The organism is Pseudomonas sp. F01002, assembly GCF_004402115.1.
Classification (GTDB): Bacteria; Pseudomonadota; Gammaproteobacteria; order Pseudomonadales; family Pseudomonadaceae; genus Aquipseudomonas; species Aquipseudomonas frigoris.
In genome coordinates this window covers 1-342 of the sequence record NZ_SOPU01000046.1, presented here as the reverse complement: position 1 = coordinate 342, position 342 = coordinate 1, and the positions used below count along the sequence as shown (strand labels likewise).

At 63.2% G+C, this 342-nt stretch carries 1 pseudogene; it reads right to left on the bottom strand.

The annotated features are described in order from the left end of the window. A pseudogene (locus E3W21_RS28730) lies at positions 1 to 334 on the bottom strand (IS21 family transposase); the annotation flags it as partial. Positions 335 to 342: the final 8 nt, after the last annotated feature.

Here is a 342-nt window from a genome sequence, read left to right as displayed (position 1 = left end):
GGCGCATGACAACGTCGACCTTGGCGGCCCAGAGGCGGTAGTGCTCGCAGAACCAGCTGTATTGGAAGCCTTGCGGGTGAGCGAGTCGGTACTCTTGCCAAAGCAGGGCCAGAGTTACGCCGGGGCGGCGCAACTCGGCATGCGCCCAAGCCCAGTCAGGCATCGGGCGCTGGTCGCTCGGCACCGGTACTGCCGGCGGAAACAGGCGTCGGTTCAGCTCTGCATCAGAGATATCGATGGGCCACTGAAGCCCACTGGCTGCGAACCGGCAAAGGTAGTCTCCCGCGCTTGAATGGCCAATGGATAAACTTTTGGCGATCTTGCGCACGGACAGGCCGGCGT